Source organism: Pseudomonas sp. LTGT-11-2Z, from assembly GCF_003691445.1.
In the GTDB taxonomy this organism is placed as follows: Bacteria; Pseudomonadota; Gammaproteobacteria; order Pseudomonadales; family Pseudomonadaceae; genus Aquipseudomonas; species Aquipseudomonas monteilii.
In genome coordinates, this window is the sequence record NZ_CP033104.1 from 2,020,399 (window position 1) to 2,036,824 (window position 16,426).

General features: G+C 60.3%; 16 protein-coding genes. 5 read left to right on the forward strand and 11 right to left on the reverse strand.

What is annotated here, in order from left to right:
* Positions 1-53: 53 nt before the first annotated feature.
* Both hyi and gcl read right to left on the reverse strand, forming a co-directional pair.
* On the reverse strand, positions 54-836 hold the full coding sequence (gene hyi / locus D8767_RS09550) for a hydroxypyruvate isomerase (RefSeq protein ID WP_016711738.1): 783 nt from the start codon (positions 834-836) through the stop codon (positions 54-56).
* Positions 837-889: 53 nt separating this feature from the next.
* Positions 890-2,665 (reverse strand): glyoxylate carboligase, encoded by a 1,776-nt coding sequence (gcl, locus tag D8767_RS09555; RefSeq protein ID WP_016711737.1) that lies wholly within the window; start codon positions 2,663-2,665, stop codon positions 890-892.
* 257 nt (positions 2,666-2,922) lie between these two features.
* On the opposite strand from gcl, the gene D8767_RS09560 reads away from it, so the two are divergent.
* Positions 2,923-3,363, forward strand: a complete 441-nt coding sequence (locus D8767_RS09560; protein WP_016711736.1) for a heme-binding protein — start codon at positions 2,923-2,925, stop codon at positions 3,361-3,363.
* Between the two features lie 122 nt (positions 3,364-3,485).
* On the opposite strand, the gene D8767_RS09565 is transcribed toward D8767_RS09560, so the two are convergent.
* Entirely contained in the window at positions 3,486-4,097 is a 612-nt protein-coding gene (locus tag D8767_RS09565; RefSeq protein ID WP_016711735.1) for a TetR/AcrR family transcriptional regulator, read from the reverse strand.
* A 132-nt stretch (positions 4,098-4,229) separates the two neighbouring features.
* Between D8767_RS09565 and D8767_RS09570 the strand changes: the two genes are divergently transcribed.
* Positions 4,230-5,144, forward strand: a complete 915-nt coding sequence (locus tag D8767_RS09570; protein WP_016711734.1) for a DUF808 domain-containing protein — start codon at positions 4,230-4,232, stop codon at positions 5,142-5,144.
* Positions 5,145-5,180: 36 nt separating this feature from the next.
* On the opposite strand, the gene D8767_RS09575 is transcribed toward D8767_RS09570, so the two are convergent.
* From D8767_RS09575 to puuE, 7 genes are all read right to left on the reverse strand, one after another.
* Entirely contained in the window at positions 5,181-5,963 is a 783-nt protein-coding gene (locus tag D8767_RS09575; RefSeq protein ID WP_016711733.1) for an outer membrane protein OmpK, read from the reverse strand.
* Positions 5,964-6,314: 351 nt separating this feature from the next.
* Entirely contained in the window at positions 6,315-7,100 is a 786-nt protein-coding gene (locus tag D8767_RS09580; protein WP_026020506.1) for an outer membrane protein OmpK, read from the reverse strand.
* A 140-nt stretch (positions 7,101-7,240) separates the two neighbouring features.
* On the reverse strand, positions 7,241-8,596 hold the full coding sequence (locus D8767_RS09585; protein ID WP_016711731.1) for a nucleobase:cation symporter-2 family protein: 1,356 nt from the start codon (positions 8,594-8,596) through the stop codon (positions 7,241-7,243).
* Positions 8,597-8,754: 158 nt separating this feature from the next.
* Positions 8,755-10,074, reverse strand: coding sequence for a urate hydroxylase PuuD (locus tag D8767_RS09590; RefSeq protein ID WP_016711730.1), 1,320 nt, complete (start codon positions 10,072-10,074; stop codon positions 8,755-8,757).
* Between the two features lie 45 nt (positions 10,075-10,119).
* A complete protein-coding gene (locus tag D8767_RS09595; RefSeq protein ID WP_012315446.1) occupies positions 10,120-10,623 on the reverse strand; it encodes an ureidoglycolate lyase in 504 nt (167 codons plus the stop codon).
* A 49-nt stretch (positions 10,624-10,672) separates the two neighbouring features.
* Positions 10,673-11,188 carry a 2-oxo-4-hydroxy-4-carboxy-5-ureidoimidazoline decarboxylase gene (gene uraD, locus D8767_RS09600; protein ID WP_016711729.1) on the reverse strand — a complete coding sequence of 172 codons (516 nt, stop codon included), beginning with the start codon at positions 11,186-11,188 and terminating at the stop codon, positions 10,673-10,675.
* Positions 11,188-12,114: an allantoinase PuuE gene (gene puuE / locus D8767_RS09605; RefSeq protein ID WP_016711728.1), complete on the reverse strand. Its 927-nt coding sequence runs from the start codon at positions 12,112-12,114 to the stop codon at positions 11,188-11,190. The genes uraD and puuE overlap by 1 nt, the downstream gene beginning before the upstream one ends.
* A 399-nt stretch (positions 12,115-12,513) precedes the next feature.
* Between puuE and uraH the strand changes: the two genes are divergently transcribed.
* Together uraH and D8767_RS09615 are read left to right on the forward strand one after the other, a co-directional pair.
* The gene (gene uraH, locus D8767_RS09610) at positions 12,514-12,867 is read left to right on the forward strand and encodes a hydroxyisourate hydrolase (RefSeq protein WP_016711727.1); all 354 of its coding nucleotides are present in this window, start codon (positions 12,514-12,516) and stop codon (positions 12,865-12,867) included.
* A gap of 181 nt (positions 12,868-13,048) precedes the next feature.
* On the forward strand, positions 13,049-13,822 hold the full coding sequence (locus D8767_RS09615) for an RHS repeat-associated core domain-containing protein (protein ID WP_016711726.1): 774 nt from the start codon (positions 13,049-13,051) through the stop codon (positions 13,820-13,822).
* 108 nt (positions 13,823-13,930) lie between these two features.
* On the opposite strand, the gene D8767_RS09620 is transcribed toward D8767_RS09615, so the two are convergent.
* Positions 13,931-15,280, reverse strand: coding sequence for an NCS2 family permease (locus D8767_RS09620; RefSeq protein WP_016711725.1), 1,350 nt, complete (start codon positions 15,278-15,280; stop codon positions 13,931-13,933).
* A 283-nt stretch (positions 15,281-15,563) separates the two neighbouring features.
* Between D8767_RS09620 and D8767_RS09625 the strand changes: the two genes are divergently transcribed.
* Entirely contained in the window at positions 15,564-16,319 is a 756-nt protein-coding gene (locus D8767_RS09625; RefSeq protein ID WP_012273431.1) for a GntR family transcriptional regulator, read from the forward strand.
* Positions 16,320-16,426 lie beyond the last annotated feature (107 nt).

Below are 16,426 nucleotides of genomic sequence, written 5' to 3' on the forward strand. Positions count from 1 at the left end.
GACAATGTGCCTCTTTGTATTTGTTCACATCAGGCGCTGTGCGCCCGGCTCGTTCAGATTGCGTTGTGCGTTTTCAGCCAGCCCAGGCCTGCTTCGGTGGTGGTCTTGGGCTTGTATTCCGCGCCCACCCAGCCCTGGTAGCCAATGCGGTCCAGGTGCTCGAACAGGAAGCGATAGTTGATCTCGCCGGTACCTGGCTCGTGACGGCCGGGGTTGTCGGCCAGCTGGACGTGGTTGATCAGTGGCAGGTTGGCTTCCAGGGTGCGCGCCAGGTCACCTTCCATGATCTGCATGTGATAGATGTCGTACTGCAGGAACAGGTTATCGCTGCCCACCTCGGCCTGGATTTCCAGCGCCTGTTGAGTGGTGTTCAGGTAGAAACCCGGGATGTCGCGGGTGTTGATCATTTCCATGACCAGGCGAATGCCGGCGGCTTTGAGCTTGTCGGCGGCGTAGCGCAGGTTTTCCACGAAGGTCTTGCGCACGGTGGCGCAGTCCGGGCCTTGGGGGCGGATGCCGGCCAGGGCGTTGACCTGGGTGTTGCCCAGCACCTTGGCGTACTCGATGGCCTTGTCGACACCGGCACGGAATTCTTCAATGCGGTCGGGGTGGCAGGTGATGCCACGCTCACCTTTGGCCCAGTCACCAGCAGGCAGGTTGAACAGCACCTGGGTCAGGCCGTTGGCCTCCAGCTGCTGCTTGATTTCGGCAGCACTGAAGTCGTACGGGAACAGGTATTCGACACCGCTGAAACCAGCATCGGCGGCAGCCTTGAAGCGGGCCAGGAAGTCCTGTTCGGTGAACAGCATGGACAGGTTGGCAGCGAAGCGAGGCATGGGTTGTCTCCTTGCGTTGAAGGCCCCCAGGTAGGCCTGGGGGCGTCAGGCGATCAGTCCAGCAGCGAGATGGCGGTTGGCGCGTCGTTGCCGACCAGGGCCAGGTCTTCGAACTCGTTGACCGCGTTGATCTCGGTGCCCATGGAAATGTTGGTTACACGCTCGAGAATCACTTCGACCACCACCGGCACGCGGAACTCTTCGGCCATTTTCTGTGCCTTGATCAGGGCAGGGGCGATTTCTGCCGGCTCGAACACACGAATGGCCTTGCAACCCAGGCCTTCGACCACGGCGACGTGGTCGACACCGTAGGTGGCAGCGTCGGTGGAGTTGATGTTCTCGAACGCCAGTTGTACACAGTAATCCATGTCGAAGCCACGCTGCGCCTGACGGATCAGGCCCAGGTAGGCGTTGTTCACCAGCACGTGCACGTACGGCAGGTTGAACTGCGCGCCCACGGCCAGCTCTTCGATCATGAACTGGAAGTCGTAGTCACCCGACAGCGCGACAACCTTGCGCTTGGGGTCGGCTTTGACCACGCCCAGCGCGGCAGGGATGGTCCAGCCCAGCGGACCGGCCTGGCCGCAGTTGATCCAGTGGCGTGGCTTGTACACATGCAGGAACTGCGCGCCGGCAATCTGCGACAGGCCGATGGTGCTGACGTAGCAGGTGTCCTTGCCGAACACCTGGTTCATTTCTTCGTATACGCGCTGCGGCTTGACCGGCACGTTGTCGAAGTGGGTCTTGCGCTGCAGGCTGGCTTTGCGCTGCTGGCAGTCTTCCAGCCAGGCCTTGCGGCACTTCAGCTTGCCGGCGGCTTTCCACTCGCGGGCCACTTCCAGGAACACGTCCAGCGCTTTGCCAGCGTCGGAAACGATGCCCAGGTCCGGGGTGAACACGCGGCCGATCTGGGTGGGTTCGATGTCGACGTGCACGAACTTGCGGCCTTCGGTGTAAACGTCGACCGAACCGGTGTGGCGGTTGGCCCAGCGGTTACCGATACCGAACACCAGGTCGGATTTGAGCAGGGTGGCGTTGCCGTAGCGGTGCGAAGTCTGCAGGCCGACCATGCCGACCATTTGTGCGTGGTCGTCCGGGATGGTGCCCCAGCCCATCAGGGTCGGGATGACCGGCACGCCGGTCAGTTCGGCGAACTCGACCAGCTTGTCGCTGGCGTCGGCGTTGATGATGCCGCCACCGGCCACCAGCAGTGGGCGCTCGGCGTCATTGAGCAGGGCCAGGGCTTTTTCGGCCTGAACGCGGGTGGCGGACGGCTTGTTGATGGCCAGCGGCTCGTAGGCGTCGATGTCGAATTCGATTTCGGCCATCTGCACGTCGAACGGCAGGTCGATCAGTACCGGGCCTGGGCGGCCGGTGCGCATTTCATAGAAGGCCTTCTGGAAGGCGTAAGGCACCTGGCCTGGTTCCAGAACAGTGGTCGCCCACTTGGTCACCGGCTTGACGATGTTGGTGATGTCTACCGCCTGGAAGTCTTCCTTGTGCAGGCGGGCACGCGGGGCCTGGCCGGTGATGCAGAGAATCGGGATGGAGTCGGCCGAGGCACTGTACAGGCCGGTGACCATGTCGGTGCCGGCCGGGCCGGAAGTGCCGATGCACACGCCGATGTTGCCCGGGTTGGCACGGGTGTAGCCCTCGGCCATGTGCGAGGCACCTTCGACGTGACGAGCGAGGACGTGATCGATGCCACCGACTTTCTTCAGGGCCGAGTACAACGGGTTGATGGCAGCCCCCGGGATGCCGAACGCGGTATCTACACCTTCACGGCGCATGACCAGAACGGCTGCATCGATTGCTCTCATTTTGCTCATGGTTTGTGCCTCATCGATTTTGTAATTGTATACAACTTGCGTTGCGACAGAGTGTATTCACGGCTGGCGCCTCAGGTCAATGGGTTTTCATCGGCTAAGCTGGCTTTCGCCAGAGCGCCCGTGAAAACGGCGATTTGCACCATCGCATACGATCGTTTCAAAATATTGTATACAAAAATACATCCCGTTGTGTTCTATTTGTCCTATCGGTTTTCAACTGCCCTCAGGGCTTCTCACAACAAGAAGAGGACCTTTCCATGAACGCTTTGAACCTGAACGTTGCTGTCAGCCTGGTGAATGCCGCACTGGCGGCGGGCCGCAAGATCAACTCCGCGCCACTGACCGTGGCGGTGCTGGATGCCGGCGGGCACTTGCTGGCGCTGCAGCGCGAGGATGGCGCCAGCCTGATCCGGCCTGAGGTGGCCACGGGTAAAGCCTGGGGTGCGATTGCGCTGGGCAAGGGGTCGCGTTTGCTGGCACTGGATGCACAGCAGCGGCCGGCGTTTTTTGCGGCGCTGAACGGGATGGGTGAACGGCCGGTAGTGCCGGCGCCGGGTGGGGTGCTGATTCGTGATCAGGCTGGCAAGGTGCTGGGTGCTGTCGGGATCAGCGGGGATACGTCGGACATTGACGAGCAGTGCGCGATCAGTGCGATCGAGGAGGTGGGGTTGCGGGCAGATGCAGGGGTAGCTGCCTAAAGCTCTATTGCCTATTCCGGCCTATTGCGGGTAAACCCGCTCCCACAAGGATGACCACTGACCTGCAGCTTGTGGAGTCCCTGTGGGAGCGGGTTTACCCGCGAACAAGCCAACGCCGAGGTTCAGGCCACCTCGGGCTCACAGCCCTTGAGCACCATGCGAATAATGGTCTCGGCCGCCGCGTCGTAATCGCTTTCGGCCAGCTTGGCCTTGCCGGTCACCGCAGAAATCTGCCAATCGAAATCCGCATAAGTCTGTGTCGCCGCCCAGATGCTGAACATCAGGTGGTGCGCATCCACATGGGCGATCTGCCCGCGGTCGATCCAGCGCTGGATGCACTCGATGTTGTGCCGGGCCTGTTCGTTCAGCTGCTCCACCTGGTTCGGCGACAGGTGCGGGGCGCCGTGCATGATCTCGCTGGCGAACACCTTGGAGGCGTGCGGCAGGTCACGCGAAATGCGGATCTTCGAACGAATGTATGAACTCAGCACTTCCTTCGGATCGCCGTCGGCATTGAACGGCGTCGACGCCTGCATGATTGGCGCGATGATGCTTTCCAGGACCTCGCGGTAGAGGTTGTCCTTGGATTTGAAGTAGTAATACACGTTCGGCTTGGGCAGGCCGGCCTTGGCCGCGATATCGCTGGTCTTGGTGGCGGCGAAGCCCTTGTCGGCGAATTCCTCGCTGGCCGCGCGCAGGATCAGTTCCTTGTTGCGCTCGCGAATGGTGCTCATGGTCAGGGATCTTCCTCGTGTCTGGCCACCTCTAAGAGGGATCGGGCATGGTAGCACCGGGCTCGACGGGGGCTCAAGGCAGCGGCTTTGGGCTAGAATCGATGGCACATACACATCTGGATACAGGCAAACATGGCAGGAAGCAGTCTACTGGTACTGATCGACGACATCGCCACGGTGCTCGATGACGTCTCGGTGATGACCAAAGTGGCAGCGAAAAAAACCGCAGGCGTGCTGGGCGACGACCTGGCGCTGAATGCCCAGCAGGTCACCGGTGTGCGCGCCGAACGCGAAATCCCGGTGGTGTGGGCGGTGGCCAAGGGGTCGATGGTGAACAAGGCCATCCTGGTGCCGGCGGCGCTGTTGATCAGCGCGTTCATCCCTTGGGCGGTGACGCCGCTGCTGATGGTGGGCGGTGCCTACCTGTGCTTCGAGGGTTTCGAGAAGCTGGCACACAAGTTCTTGCACAGTAAAGAGGAGGATGAGGCTGAGCACGAAGCCCGTAAGGAGGCGGTGGCCGATGCCAACGTCGACCTGGTGGCGTTCGAGAAAACCAAGATCAAGGGCGCGGTGCGCACCGACTTCATTCTCTCGGCGGAGATCATCGCCATCACCCTGGGCACCGTGGCCGATGCGCCGCTGACCCAGCAGATCATCGTGCTGTCGGGCATTGCCATTGTCATGACCATCGGCGTTTACGGGCTGGTAGGCGGCATCGTCAAGCTGGATGACCTGGGGCTGTGGATGACCCGGAAGACCTCGCGGCTTGCGCAGGTGGTGGGTAACGGCATTCTGCGGGCGGCGCCGTACATGATGAAGAGCCTGTCGGTGATTGGCACGGCGGCGATGTTTCTGGTGGGCGGCGGGATTCTGGTGCATGGCATTGCGCCCCTGCATCACGCCATCGAGGCGTTCAGCGAGGGGCGCGGTGGGGCGCTGACCGGGGCGTTGCTCAACGGCGTAGCCGGGGTGGTGGCCGGTGCCGTGGCGCTGGCGGTGGTAGCGGTTGTCGGCAAATTGTGGCGGGCGGTTCGGCCTGCCACATAACATTGCATTGGGCCGCAGAGCGGCCCCTGACTCAAATCAGAAGTGAACCTTGACCAGGAAACTCATAGTGTTCTGGTCCGTGGTAAACGCATCGCTGTCCTTGATGCCGTACTTGTTCTTCCAGTAGTCGTACTCCACACCCACGTACAACTGCTTCTCGCCCAGGTGCAGGGCCTTGCCCAGGTCGTACTTGATCTGCGGGTTGAAGTGCAGGTTGGCCTGGTAGGTGCCGCGACGGTTCTCGTCGTTGTCCACCACCCAGTCCATGAAGCCGTCGATCAGCACGTCGGAATCGCCGACCGGGATGGTGTACGACCACACCGGGGTGATCTGCCACACGTTGTCGCCGGCGCGGCTGCCGTCGGTGGTGCGGTTGTAGAAGTTCAGCTGGAAGTAGTCGAAGCCCGGGATGGCCAGGTCGAAGCCCGGGCCGATCAGGTACGACTCGGTGTCACCCTCGCCAAACTCATAGGTCATGGCCAGCAGCACGTCCTTGACCGGGCCGAACTCCAGCTTCTGGTCAAAAATCTTGTTGAACGACAGGCGTGGGCTGATCTCACCGTAATAGGTATTCGGGCCGTTGCCGGCGTCCTTCTGGCCCTGGTAGAAAATCTTGTCAACGAAGATGAAGTTGTCGCCGTACTTCCAACCATCGGCATGCTCGAAGGTGACGGTTTGCTGGATCGCCGGGTTGACCTTGAAGTTCTTGCCCCACAGGTAGGTCAGGCTGTTGTTCTGCCATTGCAGCAGGTCGCCGCCGAAGGTGGTGCCACAGGCCAGCAGGCCGCCGGCGAGGATCAGGCTGTTGATGGTACGCATTGAAAGTGTCGCTCCCTTGATTGATCTGTTGTCAGCGCTCGTTATTGGCGCTTTTTGTCTTTTGAGTCAGCTTTTTTCGATAGGCCACAGCTGTTTGGCAAGGGTTGGGCCAACTTTCCTGGGTTGGCAAAACCTTCCTGCTCGACTTCGTTCTGAACGGATGAAAAGGGTCTTTCAGGCTGGCAACACGTTGGCCAACCGCCCGTATTCATTGACTGAGCGGTCAGTAAACGCAGGCAGAATCCGTTCTGCCCTGATCGAGGGGGCGCGCAGATTACTGGCTTGCGCGCCGCGTCTCAAGTGCTCCGTCCTGGAGCGGGGTGGTACAAACTTGTGCGTTTGGTCAGTTTTCTAGAAGTGCACTTTGATCAGCGCACTGGCGACACTCTGGTTGCTGTCCAGGTTGCCGCGGCTGTCGATGCCGTACTTGTCCTTCCAGTAGCTGTACTCAAAGCCCACGTACAGCTGCTTGGCGCCCAGGTTCAGCGCTTTGCCCAGGTCGTACTTCACCTGCGGGTTGAAGTGCAGGTTGGCGTGGTAGGTGCCACGGCGGGTCTGGTCGTTGTCGGTGACCCAGTCCATGTAGCCGTCGATCAGAATGTCGGACCTGCCCACGGGGAGGGTGTACGACCAGCCGGGGGTGATCTGCCAGACGTTGTCACCCGGGCGGCTGCCCTCGGTGTTGCGCACGTAGAAATTCAGGGTGAAATAGTTGAAGCCGGGGATGTTCAGGTCGAAACCAGGGCCGATCAGGTAGGCCTCGTTGTCGCCTTCGCCGCGCTCGTAGGTCATGGCCAGCAGAACGTCCTTGATCGGGCCGAAAGCCAGCTTCTTGTCAAAGATCTTGCCGAATGACAGGCGTGGGCTGAACTCGCCGTAGTAGGTGGTCACGCCTTTACTGGCGTCGGCTTTGCCGTTGTAGAAGATTTTGTCGACGAACATGAAGGTGTCGCCGTACTTCCATTTGTTGGCGTGCTCGAAGGTGATGGTCTGCTGGATATCAGGGTTGACCTTGAAGTCCTTGCCGTACAGGTAGGTCAGGCTTTCGCCGTGCCATTGCAGCCATTCGCCTGCATGCGAGGGGACGGTGGCCAGCAGGCTGCTGCCCAGCAGCAGGGACGTGGTGATGCGCTTCATGTTGTGATTCCCGGACTTATTGTTTTTGTTGGCGGTTTTTTTGGCGCGCAGGCGCCCCGGGCGGCCCATTCCGGCGGGCCGACGGTGTTGCGTTTACTGCTTATATGAATGCGGGGCGGCCATGCGCCGCCCCGTCTGGCTCAATGCTGGTGACAAGCGTCGTTGTGCACCGCGCGTTCGGCGCCACCGAGGATGTTGAACAGTACGTTCAACACCAGGGCACTGACCGTGGCCATGGCGATACCACTGTGGGTGATGGGTTCCATCCACTGTGGCATCTGGGCGAAGAACTCCGGACGCACCACGGGGATCAGCCCGAAGCCGACGCTCACCGCCACCAGCAGCTGGTTGCGGCGGTCGCCGATGTCCGCTTCCTGAAGAATCTTGATCCCGGTGGCGGTCACCATGCCGAACATGGCAATGGAGGCGCCGCCCAGCACCGCAGGCGGGATCGAGGCAATCAGGAAGGCCGCCTTCGGCAGCAGGCTGAGCACAATCAGCAGTGCACCGGCCACGATGGTGACAAAGCGGCAGCGCACCCCGGTCATTTGCACCAGGCCGATGTTCTGGGCGAACGATGAGTGGGTGAAGGTGTTGAAGAAGCCGGCGATGAACGATGCACCGGCATCGCACAGCAGGCCGCGCCGCAGCATCCCTGGGGTGACTTCGCGATCGGTCACCTTGCCCAGGGCCAGGAACATGCCCGTGGACTCGACGAAGATGATCACCACCACCAGGCACATGGACAGGATCGGCGCCAGGCTGAAGGTCGGCATGCCGAAGTGCAGTGGGGTGACCACTTGCAACCACGGTGCGTCTTTCAGGCCCGACAGGTCGACCATGCCGATGGAACCGGCCAGGATGTAGCCAAGGCCCATGCCCACCAGTACCGACACGTTGACCCAGAACCCACGCATGAAGCGGTTGATCAGCAGGATCACCGCCAGCACCAGGCCGGCTACCAGCAGGTAGATCGGCGAGCCGAAGGTTTCTGCTTCATGGCCGCCACCGGCCCAGTTGACCGCCACCGGGAACAGCGACAGGCCAATCGAGGTAATCACCGTACCGGTGACCAGCGGCGGGAAGAAGCGCACCACCTTGGACATGAACGGCGCGATCAGCATGCCGAAGAACCCGGCGGCGATGGTCGCGCCGAAGATCCCCTGCAGGCCCACGCCGGGCATGCCGGCCATGGCCACCATGCTGCCGACGGCAGCGAAGCTGGCCCCCATCATCACCGGCATGCGGATGCCCACCGGGCCGATACCGAACGACTGGATGATGGTGGCGACACCAGCGACCAGCAGGTCGGCGTTGATCAGGAAAGCGACTTCTTCACGGGACAACCCGGCGGCCTGGCCGATGATCAGCGGCACGGCGATGGCGCCACCGTACATCAGCAGAACGTGTTGCAGGCCAACCAGGATCAGTTGGAACAGGGGCAAGGGCTCGCGCGGCGGCGCAATGGGGATGTACGCCTTGCGTGACTCGGACATGCAGCACCTCGAGTTTTGTTTTTATTCTCGGATCCAAGCGGCAGGCTCCAGGCGGCAAGCTTCACGTAGAAGCTTGTTGATCCGCGTTGGAGCCTGACGCTCGATGCTTGCTTGTTACCTACGACTTACAGCTTGAGGCTTGAAGCTTGCGGCTTCGATCAGTTGACCGGGGCACCTTTGGCGATCCAGTCACCGACGAGCTTGCGCTCTTCGGTGGTCATCTGGGTGATGTTGCCCAGCGGCATGATCTGGCTGGCGACCGCTTGCGCCTGGATGCGCGCGGCCTGTGCCTGGATCTGCTGCGGGGTGTCGAACATCACACCGGCAGGGGCGGCGCTGAACAGTGGGCTGGTCGGCTTGGACGAGTGGCACACGGTGCAGCGTTCCTGGATGACGTTGTGGATCTTGTCGAAGCTGTCGCCGCCAGCCTGGGCAGTCGCCTGGGCAGGTGCTTGAGCCGGTGCTTCGGCAGGCTTGGCTGCTTCTTCGGCACGCAGTTCGGCGGCGGTCTTGCCACCTACGGCAGTAGCAGGCAGTGGCTGGTACTCGACTTTCGCTGCGGCTTGCTCAGGCGAAACAGCCATCGGCTTAGGGCCGGTGACGTAGGCCAGGCAGATCATTGCCAGGGCGCCGACCGGCAGGGTCCAGGCGTACTTGTTGCTGTCGTGACGGGTGTTGAAGTAGTGGCGGATCAGAACCGCGGCTACTGCAATGCCGGCCAGGATCAGCCAGTTGTACTGGCTACCGTAGGTGCTCGGGAAGTGGTTGCTGATCATGATGAACAGCACCGGTAGGGTGAAGTAGTTGTTGTGACGCGAACGCAGCAGGCCCTTGGCCGGCAGTACCGGGTCGGGCGTCTGGTTGTTCTCGATCGCCGCCACCAGCTGGCGCTGGGCCGGCATGATGATGCGGAACACGTTACCCACCATGATGGTGCCGATGATCGCGCCGGTGTGCAGGTACGCACCACGGCCGCTGAACACCAGGCTGAAGCCCCAGCACGCGGCGATGATCAGCACGAACAGTACAGCACCGAGCAGCGCTGGCTTCTTGCCCAGGGGCGAGTCGCACAGGAAGTCGTAGATGAACCAGCCGGCGATCAGTGAGCCGATCCCGATGGCCACGCCTTCGGCACCGCTCAGGGTGCTGCCAGGGGCCAGCAGGTACAGGGTCGGGTTCCAGTAGAACACCACGCACAGCAGGGCGATACCGGACATCCAGGTGAAGTAGGCTTCCCATTTGAACCAGTGCAGGTTCTCGGGCATTTTCGGGGGTGCGAGCTTGTATTTCTCCAGGTGGTAGATACCACCGCCGTGAATCGCCCAGAGATCACCCGACAACCCATCGCGCGGGTTGCTTCGATTCAGGTGGTTCTCCAGCCAGACGAAGTAGAACGATGCACCGATCCAGGCGACACCGGTGATCATGTGAACCCAGCGAATGCTCAGGTTCAGCCATTCGTGAAGGTGTGCTTCCACAGTATGTACCTCTGCCGATCACCGTGAACGATGACCGACCTTTTCTTATTGGTGGGGATTGAGGATCAGCATCTGTTCCTCGGTGAAGTAATGCTCATCGCAGTTGTTGCCAGAACCGCTGCGATCAACCACCAGGAAATCATCCCGCTTTTCGATCGTCAGCACCGGGTGGTGCCAGACGCCGCGATGGTAATTAACGCCCTGCCTGCCATTACTGCGGAAGGCCCGGACCAAGCCTGATACAGGTGCATCGCCAACGGGCGCGACCACGATCAGAAAGGGGTTGCCGAGCAGCGGAATGAAAGCCTGGCTGCCCAGCGGATGGCGTTCCAGCATGCGTACGGTCAGCGGCATGTCCAGCGCGTCGGCGCGGAAGATGCTGATGATCGCCTTGTCTTCAGGCTCGGCGGTTTCGACCGTGGCGAGCTTGTGAAAGCGCATGGTCGAGCCGTTGTTGATCATGAAGTGGTCGCTGCCGTCGGTTTCGATCACGTCACCGAAGGGGGCGAAGGCTTCTTTGGTCAGGGGCTCGATCATCAGGGTGCGCATGCGGGTCTCTCTTATCTATTCGTTGTACTGAAAAAGGTTCGGCTGTTGCTTACAGCTGCAGCAGGCGGAACAGGGCGATCAGGTTGATCTGCGCCAGGGCTTCCTTGAACTCGGCATCGGCGTCGTTGTGGATGCGCTTCTCGAAGGCGGCGAGGATCTGGTGCCGGTTGCTGCCCTTCACCGCCATGATGAACGGGAACTGGAACTTGGCCTTGTAGGCATCGTTCAGCTCGGTGAAGCGGGCGAACTCTTCGGCGGTGCATTGGTGAATGCCGGCACCGGCCTGTTCGTTGGTGCTCGATTCGGTCAGCTCGCCCTGGATGGCGGCCTTGCCGGCCAGGTCCGGGTGAGCGTTGATCAGTGCCAACTGGTCGGCGTGGTTGGCGCTGAGCAGGATGTCGCTCATGCGTTGGTGCAGGGCTTCGATTTCGTCCAGCTCGCCCAGTTGGCCCAGGTCATAGGCCTTTTCGGCCACCCACGGCGAATGCTCGTAGATGTCGGCGAAGGCGTTGACGAAGGCGTCACGGCCCAGGGCGGATGGCTTGAGGGTGTTGAAGGCAGTCATCAGGCGTTCTCTTTCTTGTACGGGTGGGTGGTGTGCCAGTGGCGGGCGATGTCCACGCGACGGGCGAACCAGACCTGGTCATGGCTTTTGGCGTAATCGACGAAGCGCTTCAGGGCGGCCAGGCGCGCCGGGCGGCCGACCAGGCGGCAGTGAAGGCCGATGGACAGCATCTTCGGTGCTTCGGCGCCTTCGGCGTACAGCACATCGAAGGCGTCCTTCAGGTACTGGAAGAACTGCTCGCCACAGTTGAAGCCCTGTACCTGGGTGAAGCGCATGTCGTTGGTGTCCAGGGTGTAGGGGATCACCAGGTGCGGCTTGCCGGTAGGGGTGTTCGGCTCCCAGTAGGGCAGGTCGTCGTCGTAGGTGTCGCTGTCATACAGGAAGCCACCTTCCTCCATCACCAGGCGACGGGTGTTCGGGCCGGTGCGGCCGGTGTACCAGCCCAGCGGGCGTTCGCCGGTGAGTTCGGTGAGGATGCGGATGGCTTCGAGCATGTGCTCGCGCTCCTGGGCCTCGTCCATGTTCTGGTAGTCGATCCAGCGGTAGCCGTGGCTGCAGATTTCGTGGCCAGCCTCGACCATGGCGCGGATCACGTCGGGGTGGCGCTGGGCGGCCATGGCCACGGCGAAGATGGTGAGCGGGACGCCGCTGTCCTTGAACAGCTTCAGCAGGCGCCACACCCCGGCACGGCTGCCGTATTCGTACAGCGATTCCATGCTCATGTTACGCGCGCCCTGCAGTGGCTGGGCGGCTACCATTTCGGACAGGAAGGCCTCGGACTCCTTGTCACCGTGCAGGATGTTGCGTTCGCCGCCTTCTTCGTAGTTGAGGACGAAAGACAGCGCGATGCGAGCGTTGCCCGGCCATTGCGGGTGAGGAGGGTTGTTGCCGTAACCGATCAGGTCGCGAGGGTAGTCAGCGCTCACTGCAGTCTTCCTTCTTGTGCGTTTGTGCGGGGGGTGGGCGGGCCGCGTCGGGATGTCGCACCACCGGATGGGCTGATTGTATACAACTTCTGAAATCTTTTGTAAGCCTGTTTTTCCGCATTTCTTCCCTTTTGTCGCTTCGCAGCGACCTGGAAATACAGTGCAAGAAACCTGCCTGATCGGTCAGCTAATGACATTGGGGTCGTTACAGTGCCTGTATTTGCGACCGATGGGTCGTTTATAGGCAGGAAACGCGGGGTACGACGGATGGGCACAAAAAATTGTGTACAATTTTTCGGTGGAATGTCTTAATGGCGTCATTCCCGCCTACCGCAGGCCCTGTTTGGGTGCATAGGCTGAGTATTTCTTGCCCACAGATTGAACAAGAGGCGACACGCAATGGGACGTTTGACCACACACGTACTGGATGCCGCGCATGGCTGCCCGGGCAGCTCGATCAAGGTCGAGCTGTACCGTGTCGAAGGCCAGCAGCTGGAGCTGGTGAACACCGCCCTGACCAACAGCGATGGCCGCGTCGACGCGCCGTTGCTGCAAGGTGACGATTACCGCTCTGGCGTTTACCAACTGCAGTTCAGCGCTGGCGATTACTACCGCGCCCGTGGTGTGCAACTGCCGGCCCAGGCGTTTCTGGATGTTGTTGTGCTGCGCTTTGGCATCGACGAGCAACAGGAGCACTACCACGTGCCGCTGCTGATCTCGCCATACAGCTATTCGACCTATCGTGGAAGCTAGTTGGTCGCTAGAAGAATCTTCGTAGGTCCTTTGGCCCGCTCTCACACTGGCGGGCTTTTTTTCGTCTGGTGCTTTTGTATTTCTAGGTGGAATCAAGGGTGCGGCTGACATTTTTGTCAGTAGCCACTCATGGACTCATTTGAAATGATCGGACCTCGTGTGGCACCTGAGGGTTTGTCCGATGAGCATAGATAATGTGTATTCGCCGTATGGTTACCGAAGCACCAAATCGGCGCCGATCGGCGCATTAGGCTTCAATGGTCAGTTGTTTCAGGCTGAGCTGGAAGGCTATGCACTCGGAAATGGCCACCGAGTCTACAACCCTTGCTTGATGCGATTTATCAGCCCGGATGGCTTGAGCCCTTTTAACAAAGGCGGAATCAACGGCTATGCCTACTGCCTGAATGATCCTGTCAACGGACGGGATCCCAGTGGCAAAAATGGCATTTTCAGGAATATAACCAGAAAAATTTTCGGTTTTGTTGAGCAGGCAGCCAGTCATTATAAAGCGCTTGCCTGGGAAGAGAGGCTCACGAACAATCAATACCGGAATATGGGTGAAGAGATGAACTATGCGATTAAGCAAGTAAAACAGAGCACGACCTTATTCAGGGAGATAACCACCAAAAACGCATTCGCGCAGCTCGAGCCGGGGTGGAACCACAAATTTGTACTCACCAAAGAGAGCCGGTTGGTCGTGTTCAGCAGCAAGGATGACCTCACAATGCCAAGTCACGGCAGCCTCGCTGAATTTTCTGGGCTGGGTTTTGGCACGAAGGGTCTTGGCGAGAGCGTAAAGAGCGCTGGATACATCATCCTGGGTGACGGTGGTCAAATTTCTTTCAATAATCATTCTGGCCACTTTCAGCCCCGCTTCGAGAACCTGTATGAATTGAATGATGTCTTGGAAAAGCTCGGTGTTGATGCGAATTTCATCCGAGCCTTTGGCTCTTGACATCTCATTAGGCAGCCGGCTGCGCTTCGAGTGCCTTGTCCGCGCAATAATCGGTGCAAACTGAGTTTTGGCAATGGGCGCCTAAGCACCCATTGCGCAGGCTAGGCGTCAGAGGAAGACGAACTTCGCAATGAAGATTGCGCATAAGACCCACAGGCTGGCCGAGATTTCCTTGTATTTGCCAGTCCCCGCCTTCAATGCCACATAGCTGATGAAGCCCAAGGCAATGCCGTCGGCAACGGAGAAAGTCAGCGGCATCATGATGACCGTGACAATCGCTGGAATGCTGTCGGTAGCCTCGTCCCAGTGTATGTGCGCCATGCTGCCCATCATCAGCATCGCCACGTAGATCAGCGCACCGGCAGTTGCGTAGGCTGGGATCATCCCGGCCAGCGGGGCGAAGAACATCGCGGCGATGAACAGCAGGCCGACGACTACCGCAGTCAGGCCAGTACGGCCACCCGCCGCGACCCCCGCAGCACTTTCCACATAACTGGTGACCGGTGGCACACCCACCACTGCACCGAACACACTTGATGCACTGTCAGCCTTCAACGCCTTCGAAAGGTTCTCGATCCGCCCGTCCGGCGCCACCAGGTTGGCGCGCTGCGCCACGCCCATCAGCGTGCCGGCGGTGTCGAACATGTGCACGAACAGAAACGCCAGCACCACGCTGATCATGCTGACGTTGAACACGCCAGCCACATCCATCGCCATCCAGGTCGGTGCCAGGCTTGGCGGCATCGACATCACCCCGCCAAACTTGACCAGCCCCAGGCCCCAGCCCGCCAGGGTCACGCCAATGATGCTGATCAGGATCGCGCCAAACACCCGCTTGTAGCTGAGGATGGCAATCAGCAGGAAGCACACGGCTGCCAGCAGTGGCCCTGGCTCATGCAGCGAGCCCAGCTTGATCAGGGTAGCGGGGCTGTCGACGATGATGCCTGCTGTCTTCAGGCCGATCAGCCCGAGAAACAATCCGACGCCGGCCCCCATGGCATGGCGCAGGCTGACCGGAATGCTGTTCAGCAACCATTCGCGCACTTTCGACAAGGTCAGGAACATGAAGAGCACCCCCGAGACGAACACCGCCCCCAGCGCCGTTTCCCAGTTGTAGCCCATGGTGCCGACCACGGTGTAGGTAAAGAAGGCGTTAAGCCCCATGCCCGGGGCCAGGCCCACCGGCCAGTTGGCGTACAGGCCCATCAGCAGGCAGCCCAGCGCGGCGGCGATGCAGGTGGCGACGAAGGCGGCACCATGGTCGATGCCGGCGTCGGCCATGATGTTGGGGTTGACGAAGATGATGTAGGCCATGGTGATGAAGGTGGTCACCCCGGCGATCATTTCGGTTTTGACGGTGGTGCCGTGTTGCTTGAGTTTGAAAATCCGCTCCAGCCAGCTCGTTTCGAGCGGTGGGGCGAGATCCAGCGTAGGGGCTTCGGATTTGCGGCTTTCCACAGCGAGTACTCCTCAAGTCTTTCTTGTTGTTATGGAGCCATTTTCCTGAGCAATGCACTTGGAGGCTCCGCGAGGGAAGGCAGACGTCTGACCATTTTGTTGACTCATGGGTCAAGAAGTTGCTCGGTGGATTATGCTTTTGTGTACAAAGAATGCAAATAATGTTTTATGTTTTGTGTGCGCAATGCGTCGTACAACGGCTATATAGCTAAAACGCCACCTGCGGAATCGCCTCAGCCTGTGTACAATGGCGCCATACTTTCTCTTCGTGCCTCGAGAGCCCATGAACGAACAGCTGCAACCTCTGAAAAAACCTGCACGTGTCGGCAAGGCCGGCCGCAGCGGTACCCAGGACGACATCGTCTACGCGCACATTTTCGAGGCGATCCTCGAGCAGCGCCTAGCGCCGGGCACCAAGTTGAGCGAGGAAGCGCTGGGCGAAATCTTTGGCGTCAGCCGCACCATCATCCGCCGCGCCCTGTCGCGCCTGGCCCACGAAAGCGTGGTGCTGCTGCGGCCGAACCGCGGTGCGGTGGTGGCCAGCCCGACGGTGGAAGAAGCGCGCCAGGTGTTCTTCTCGCGGCGCATGGTGGAGCGGGCCATTACCGAACTGGCCGTGCAGCACGCCACCCTGGACCAGCTCAACGAGCTGCGGCAGATGGTGCGTGAAGAGCGCGACAGCTTCTCGCGTGGCGACCGGGGGGCCGGCATTCGCCTGTCCGGCGAGTTCCACCTCAAGCTGGCCGAGGCAGCGGGCAATGCACCGCTGGTAAGCTTCCAGCGCAGCCTGGTGTCGCAGACTTCGCTGATCATCGCCCAGTACGAAAGCGGCAACCGCTCGCATTGCTCGTATGACGAGCACATGCAGCTGATCGATGCCATCGAGGCGCGTGATGCCGAACAGGCTGTGAGCCTGATGATGCACCACATGGACCACATCGACAGCAAGCTGAACCTGGACGAGGAGAGTGCCTCGGACGATCTGCATGCAGTGTTCTCGCACCTGCTGAAAAAGCCAAAGGTTTCGGCCAAGGGTTGATCGTTTGCCTGATTGATCGAGGGGCGCGAAGCGGCCCCAGTCATTTCTGGCCATTGACCAAAGGTCTGCTAAATTCTTGTGAGCAAACCTTCATCAAGCAGTTGGGC

Coding starts and splice junctions, on each gene's coding strand:
- hyi (WP_016711738.1), bottom strand. CDS start 836: ATGCCTCGCTTCGCTGCCAACCTGTCCATGCTGTTCACCGAACAGGAC.
- gcl (WP_016711737.1), bottom strand. CDS start 2,665: ATGAGCAAAATGAGAGCAATCGATGCAGCCGTTCTGGTCATGCGCCGT.
- D8767_RS09560 (WP_016711736.1), top strand. CDS start 2,923: ATGAACGCTTTGAACCTGAACGTTGCTGTCAGCCTGGTGAATGCCGCA.
- D8767_RS09565 (WP_016711735.1), bottom strand. CDS start 4,097: ATGAGCACCATTCGCGAGCGCAACAAGGAACTGATCCTGCGCGCGGCC.
- D8767_RS09570 (WP_016711734.1), top strand. CDS start 4,230: ATGGCAGGAAGCAGTCTACTGGTACTGATCGACGACATCGCCACGGTG.
- D8767_RS09575 (WP_016711733.1), bottom strand. CDS start 5,963: ATGCGTACCATCAACAGCCTGATCCTCGCCGGCGGCCTGCTGGCCTGT.
- D8767_RS09580 (WP_026020506.1), bottom strand. CDS start 7,100: ATGAAGCGCATCACCACGTCCCTGCTGCTGGGCAGCAGCCTGCTGGCC.
- D8767_RS09585 (WP_016711731.1), bottom strand. CDS start 8,596: ATGTCCGAGTCACGCAAGGCGTACATCCCCATTGCGCCGCCGCGCGAG.
- D8767_RS09595 (WP_012315446.1), bottom strand. CDS start 10,623: ATGCGCACCCTGATGATCGAGCCCCTGACCAAAGAAGCCTTCGCCCCC.
- uraD (WP_016711729.1), bottom strand. CDS start 11,188: ATGACTGCCTTCAACACCCTCAAGCCATCCGCCCTGGGCCGTGACGCC.
- uraH (WP_016711727.1), top strand. CDS start 12,514: ATGGGACGTTTGACCACACACGTACTGGATGCCGCGCATGGCTGCCCG.
- D8767_RS09615 (WP_016711726.1), top strand. CDS start 13,049: ATGAGCATAGATAATGTGTATTCGCCGTATGGTTACCGAAGCACCAAA.
- D8767_RS09625 (WP_012273431.1), top strand. CDS start 15,564: ATGAACGAACAGCTGCAACCTCTGAAAAAACCTGCACGTGTCGGCAAG.